The organism is Mycobacterium asiaticum (genome assembly GCF_001673365.1).
In the GTDB taxonomy this organism is placed as follows: Bacteria; Actinomycetota; Actinomycetes; order Mycobacteriales; family Mycobacteriaceae; genus Mycobacterium; species Mycobacterium asiaticum_A.
This window is the reverse complement of record NZ_LZLS01000081.1, coordinates 22,857-28,947: the sequence shown is the minus strand read 5'-3', so window position 1 is coordinate 28,947 and position 6,091 is coordinate 22,857. Positions and strand designations below refer to the sequence as shown.

General features: G+C 66.8%; 5 protein-coding genes. All 5 read right to left on the bottom strand.

Annotated features, from left to right (window positions below; translation table 11 throughout):
• Positions 1-1,206: arabinosyltransferase domain-containing protein (locus tag A5634_RS08620; RefSeq protein ID WP_216638725.1), on the bottom strand; the 1,206-nt coding region annotated here is incomplete at its 3' end.
• 324 nt (positions 1,207-1,530) lie between these two features.
• On the bottom strand, positions 1,531-3,483 hold the full coding sequence (locus A5634_RS08615) for a galactan 5-O-arabinofuranosyltransferase (protein WP_065143630.1): 1,953 nt from the start codon (positions 3,481-3,483) through the stop codon (positions 1,531-1,533).
• Between the two features lie 2 nt (positions 3,484-3,485).
• On the bottom strand, positions 3,486-4,250 hold the full coding sequence (locus A5634_RS08610) for a decaprenylphospho-beta-D-erythro-pentofuranosid-2-ulose 2-reductase (RefSeq protein WP_065143629.1): 765 nt from the start codon (positions 4,248-4,250) through the stop codon (positions 3,486-3,488).
• The gene (locus tag A5634_RS08605; protein WP_065143628.1) at positions 4,251-5,636 is read right to left on the bottom strand and encodes an FAD-binding oxidoreductase; all 1,386 of its coding nucleotides are present in this window, start codon (positions 5,634-5,636) and stop codon (positions 4,251-4,253) included.
• Between the two features lie 32 nt (positions 5,637-5,668).
• Complete coding sequence (locus A5634_RS08600) at positions 5,669-6,034, bottom strand: GtrA family protein (protein WP_155769439.1); 366 nt, start codon at positions 6,032-6,034, stop codon at positions 5,669-5,671.
• Positions 6,035-6,091: the final 57 nt, after the last annotated feature.

The window sequence follows — 6,091 nt, the reverse complement described above, 5'->3', positions numbered from 1 at the left end:
GCTGGTTGCCACGGCGCGCTCCACCGAGCACCAGGTCAGCAGGATGCCCAGGGCGATGATCGGTTCGGGGCGCAGGCCGTTGTCCAGCGGCAGCCAGACCGCCAGGAACATGCCGGCCGCCGTCCACGCGGCCGCGCGGCTCTTCTTGACCGCATATCCGAGCCGTGGGATGACTTCGCGGCTGATCACCCACCAGCACGTCAACGCCATTGCCAGGGTCGGCAGCCGCATCCAAATGCTGGTGGTGCTGACGTGGGCCCACAGCGCGAGCAGGTCGTAGTACCAGCCGAACGGCGCCTCCGGCGTGCCGAACCACCGGTAGTAGTTGGCCATATAGCCGGCGTGCTCGGACACCCGCGCCATGGTCAGGATGTAGCCGTCGTCGGAGGTGTTGGCGCCGACGAAGTGCCACCACACCAACACCACGATCACCAGTGCGTCCAGCCCGCCGATCGACCACCAGCGCGAGGGCAGGAACCTCCGGTGCCTGGTGCCGTCGGCGGTGTCGAGGACGTGCAGCGCAACGAGCGCCGCCGCGGTCATCAGCAGGCCGAGGACCATCGCGGCCATCTTTAGCGGCGTCGGGCTGCTGCTGTAGCGGGTGTCGACCGTCGCGGAGAAGCTCAGCCCGGGAGGGGCCGGTCCGGACAGGTCGGTGAAGACGCCGACGATCTGGGGTCGGAAGTCGTAGCCGCTCTTCTCACCGCGCAGCGGCTCGCCGGGATGCTCGGTGGTCGGGCCTTGCTTGAGTCCGACGAACTCGCCGATGACCCGGTCCGCGTGTGCGGTGAAGGTCAGCTTCTGGCAGCCCGGGCTCAGTACCTGGCTCAACGGAGCCGCGACCACCGGCACGTTGCGGACGATGAGCACCAGGTCCTCGTTGACGCGCTGTAGCAGCAGGCCGCGGTCGACCGCCTTTGGTGCCTGCTTGGGCACCGTGGACAGCAGCACGGTCTTGCCGGCGTTCTGGGGTCCGGCCAGCCCGGCGGCGGCTTGGCACGGCACGCTGATGTTCAGGTCGGTGGCCACGTAACTGATCAGCGGCGCTTCGACGCTGCTGTAGGTGCCGTTCTGCGGCCAGTTGAGCTCAGCCGTGGTCTGGTCGACCGGTAGGAATGGGGTGGCCAGGGCGAGGACGGTTCCGAGCAGCCCGGCGACGACGGCGACAAGCCGAGCGATCCGGTAGTTTGCGCCCGCATCGCTCACGGAGGTAGATGGTAGCCGGGTGACGATGCGGGCCGGCGCGGCCCGCTGAGAAGGCCGGCAATTAGGGTCAGCCGGGCGACGATGCGGGCCGGCGCGGCCCGCTGAGAAGGCCGGCAATTAGGGTCAGCCGGGCGACGATGCGGGCCGGCGCGGCCCGCTGAGAAGGCCGGCAATTAGGGTCAGCCGGGCGACGATGCGGGCCGGCGCGGCCCGCTGAGAAGGCCGGCAATTAGGGTCAGCCGGGCGACGATGCGGGCCGGCGCGGCCCGCTGAGAAGGCCGGCAATTAGGGTCAGCCGGGCGACGATGCGGGCCGGCGCGGCCATCAGCTACTCGGCTTACGGATCGCCAGCACGAACGGGCCGATGGTCTCGACCACGAAACGTGGATCGCTGAATAGGGCCGCCTTGAGGTCGACGGTATAGCGACGAACATTGGGTTGATTGGGGTAGACGTCTTCGGCCAGCCGCAAGGTGTAGGTGTTTCCGGCACCGCGGCGCATCAGGAACACGGTCGGCGGCGGCCACGGCAGCTTGTCCAGAGCCTGCACCAGCTCGTCTGCCGTCTTGAGTTTGGACCAGCTTTCGATCGCTGCGGCGCGCTTGTCGAACTGGGCCAGCGGATTGGCGTAGTGCGAGGTCAAACCCTGGAATCCCCAGTAGGGATAGAACGACAGGAAGCTGTAGTCCGCGGTTAAAACCACGGTCTCGTCGCGCGGTTTGCCGGTCGTCTTTGTGATGGCGGCATCGACCGCGGCGTAGTACTTCTCCGAGCCGGGCGGTCGCCGGTCGCCGCGTTGTCCGTCGCCGTCGGTGTCGGTGTAGGCGATGGTCAGGTCGGAACGCAGCACGTCGGGGATGTCCTGGCTGAATGCGATCGCTCCGGTCAGACCGATCGCCGCGGCCACCGGGAGTACCGCTCGGTTGCCGATCCAGTCTCGGCGCAGCGCTTGGGCCACTTCGAAGAAGCCGAACACCCCGGCGGTCACCAGCAGCACCGACAGCGTGGGCTGCAGCCGGAACGACAGCAGGGTGGTGCGTGCCAGCGTGGTCAGCATCGACAGCAGCGACCACAGGTAGACGGCAAGCACCCCCAGTGCCAGGGCTCCGGCCCGGACCGACGACCGTGCCTTCACAATCAGCCACAGCGTGCCCAGCATGCAGATCGCGCCCAGCAGCGAGAACTGCAGCATCGGGAAGGTCAGCTGCGCACCGTCGGCGGGTAGGTAGTGCTGGGCGCTGCCGGTGCCGCTGACTGGTGCGCTCAGCGTGCGCAGCAGGTAGGGCAGCCAGGTGATGGACCCGATGGCCGCGGCGATGACGCCGATCACGACCAGCCGGCGCACCGAGTCGAGCGCTGCCTTGAAGCCATGCGTGCGCCAGCGCGCAGCGGCCAGTCCGAGCGCCATCAGCGTCATGGTGAACGCGCTGTAGGCGACCAACAGGGTGTACCAGGTGGCGGCGAAGCCGAGGAACAGCCCGGCCCCGACGATCGCCGCCCACCCACTGCCGCCGAGCGTGAAGCTAGCGTCACGCTCGACGCGAGGCCGGCCGCTCGCGCGCAGACCCGACCACGTCAAAACAAGCACCGGCGGCAGCAGCACGGTGATCATCGCGGCGTAGGGCTCCGGTGAGCTGTAGGCCAGCGTGACCGCCGTCGTCGCGATGGTCACCGCCAGCGCGTACTCGAAGCGGACCATCCGCCACCACAGCACCAGCGCCACCGCGGCCGCGATGGTGATCGACGTGATCGCCCACGGCTTGAACATCTCCCAAGCGGGGGTCCCGGTCAGCGCCGCCGCCCGTCCGCCGATCCAGAACCACCCTGGCGGGTAGAACGGCGGCAGACCGATGTAGGTCATGTCGCGCAGCGCGGGGCTGTCGGTCAGGCGGGTCAGGTACTCGGTGCGGAACTGTTGGTCGACCGAGATGCCGAACAGGTAGAGCTTGGTCGCTCCCAGCGGCATGCCCAGCGTCACCACGGTGAACGCCGACACGAACACCAGAGCGCCCAGCTGTGCCAGCCGTCGAAACCTGCCCTGCCGCCACACCCAACCGACGGCGAGTAGCCCGGCCAGGCAACCCACCTGGCCGACGGTGGTCAGGGCGCGCAACTGGTTGGACGACGGGAAAGCCGGCCACTGCACGCGCGAGATGGCCAGTAGGGCGACGACGGACACCGCGACCGCAACCGCGGCCGCCGCCAGCATCTGGCCGAAGGTGGCTAGCGCGTTCCCCGCGCGAGCAGCCGCAAGCGGGCGGTGCCCCCAGCTCGGCATAGTTAGATTGGCAGCCTGCGGAAGATGCTCCGCGGGACGTGCCGCAGCACCATCATCACGTAACGGAATGCGCCTGGCGCCCAAACCAATTCCTTACCTTTTGCGGACGCGGTCACCGCGAGGTTGGCGACGTACTCCTTGTCCACCGTCAACGGAGCTTCTTTGACGTGGGCGCTCATCCGGGTACGCACCTGCCCCGGTCGGATCACCAGGACCCGAACCCCGTACTCGCGCAGCGCCTCTGACAGTCCAAGGTAGAAGCCGTCCAAACCCGCTTTGGTGGAACCGTAGACGAAGTTGGATCGGCGCACCCGCTCACCGGCCACCGTGCTCATCGCGATGATTTGCCCGAAGCCCTGGGCGCGCATCTTCTCACCCAGCAGCACCCCCACCGAAACCGCTGCGGTGTAGTTGATCTCGGCGATCTGCACGGCCTTGCGCTGGTTCTGCCACAGTTCCTCGGAGTCGCCGAGCAAGCCGAACGCGACGATGGCCACGTCGATGTCGCCGTTGGCGAAACACTCGTCGATCACCTTGGGATGCGTGTCGGATTCCAGGGCGTCGAAGTCGACCAGCTCCACCGCGCGAGCACCGGCCGCCTTCAGCTGCGCGACCGCGTCGTCACGGCCGGGGTCTTCGGGCATGGCGGCCAACACAATTCGCGCTGAGGCGTTGCGCAGATAGCGTTCGCAAATCGCCAATCCAATCTCGGATGTTCCACCGAGCAACAGAATGGACTGGGGGTTACCCACGGCATCGAGGACCATCTAGAGCAGCTCCAAGCGTCGGGCCATGTCGGAAGCGAAGACCCCGGAAGGATCGACCTTGCGGCGCAGGGCAATCCACTCGTCGATGCGGGGATACATGGCGTGAAAGGTCTCCGCGGTGGTTCGGGAGTCTTTTGCGGTGTAGAGCCGGCCGCCGAATTGAAGTACGCGACGGTCGAGCTCGTTGAGAAACTCGTTGAGTCCCGGCTTGATCGGAAAATCCACGCAGACATTCCAGCCCGGGATCGGGAAACTCAGCGGCGCCTGGTTGCCGGGGCCGAACAGCTTGAACACGTTGAGAAACGAGTAGTGCCCCGACTTTTGGATGTCGGCGATGATGCCCTTGAATTCTTCGACGGCGTTGGTGGGCACCACGAACTGGTACTGGCCGAACCCGGCTGGCCCGAAGGCGCGGTTCCACTCTCCGAACATGTCCAGCGGGTGGTAGAACTGCGTCAGGTTCTGGATTTTGCCTCGGTAGGTACCGGATTTGCGGTACCACAATTCGCCGATCGGCATGAAGGTGTATTTGTTGGCCAGCCCGTTCGGAAACACATCCGGGAACGTAAGTAGTTGCGGCGCATCGAATTTCAGCGGGTCACGCTGCAGCTTGGCGGGGAGCTGGTCAAGCCTCGCCAGCGAGCCGCGGGATACCGCCGCCCGGCCCAGCTTCGGCGGCGCGCTGATCGCGTCGAACCAAGCACTGGAGTAGGTGTAGTTGTTCTCGCTGCCGTCGCTGTGCAGCGCGATCGTCTCGTCGAGGGTGGCGGTGACGTCGCCGTCGGCGATGAAATAGGCCGTCTCGGTTGGCGTCATCTCGATGGTGGCGCGCAGGATGATCCCGGTCAGGCCGTTGCCGCCGACGGTGGCCCAGAACAGCTCGGCGTCCTCACCGTCCGGGGTGAGCCTGCGCACCTCGCCGCTGGCCAGCAGCAGATCCATCGACCTGACGTGGTTGCCGAAGCTGCCGGCGCTGTGGTGGTTCTTGCCGTGGATGTCGCACCCGATGGCGCCGCCGATGGTGACCTGCCGGGTCCCGGGCAGCACCGGTACCCACAGGCCGAGCGGCAGCGCCGCCTTCATCAGCTGGTCGAGGTTGACCCCGCCGTCGACGTCAGCGAGCTTGGTCTCGGCGTTGAGCGAATGGATCTTGTTCAGCGCGGTCATGTCGATGACCAGCCCGCCGCCGTTCTGGGCGTTGTCGCCGTAGGACCGCCCCAGCCCGCGGGCGATCACGCCCCGGGACCCGTCAGACTCGGCCGCGCGGACGACCGCCTTCGCAATCACCTCGGCGTCGGGCGTACGCAGCACCTCTGCCACTGATGGCGCTGTTCGTCCCCACCCGGTCAGCCGGGTGGCAGTGGTGTTCGTATCGCTGCTCGACATCGTCAAAGAGGGTACCGCCTCCCCGCGGAGGCTCAGCGGATGCGGAAGATCACGGTTCGTTGCACGACAAAATTGATCACCGTCGCGGTGCCCTGCGCGATCACGAACGCGACGGGTATCGCCCAGGCCCGGTAGTCCAATAGCGCCACAAAGAGATGGTTCAGGCCGACCTGGACCGAGAAGGTGATGGCGTACAACGTCATGACGCCGACGAAGCGGGCAGCGCTCGGCGCGGCCCGGAAGGTCCAGCGCCGGTTGATCAGGTATGCGGTAATCGTGCCGACGATGAACGAGAGCGCTTTGGACAGGTCGAGCTGCAGGCCCACCACCTTCAACAGGATCAGGTAGAGCCCGAAGTCGACCACCGCGGAGAACGCGCCGGTGATGAGGAACCGCAGCGCCTGGGTGGTGAGGTGCAGATGCTGCCCGGCGGGTTCGGCATCAGGCTCGAGCGG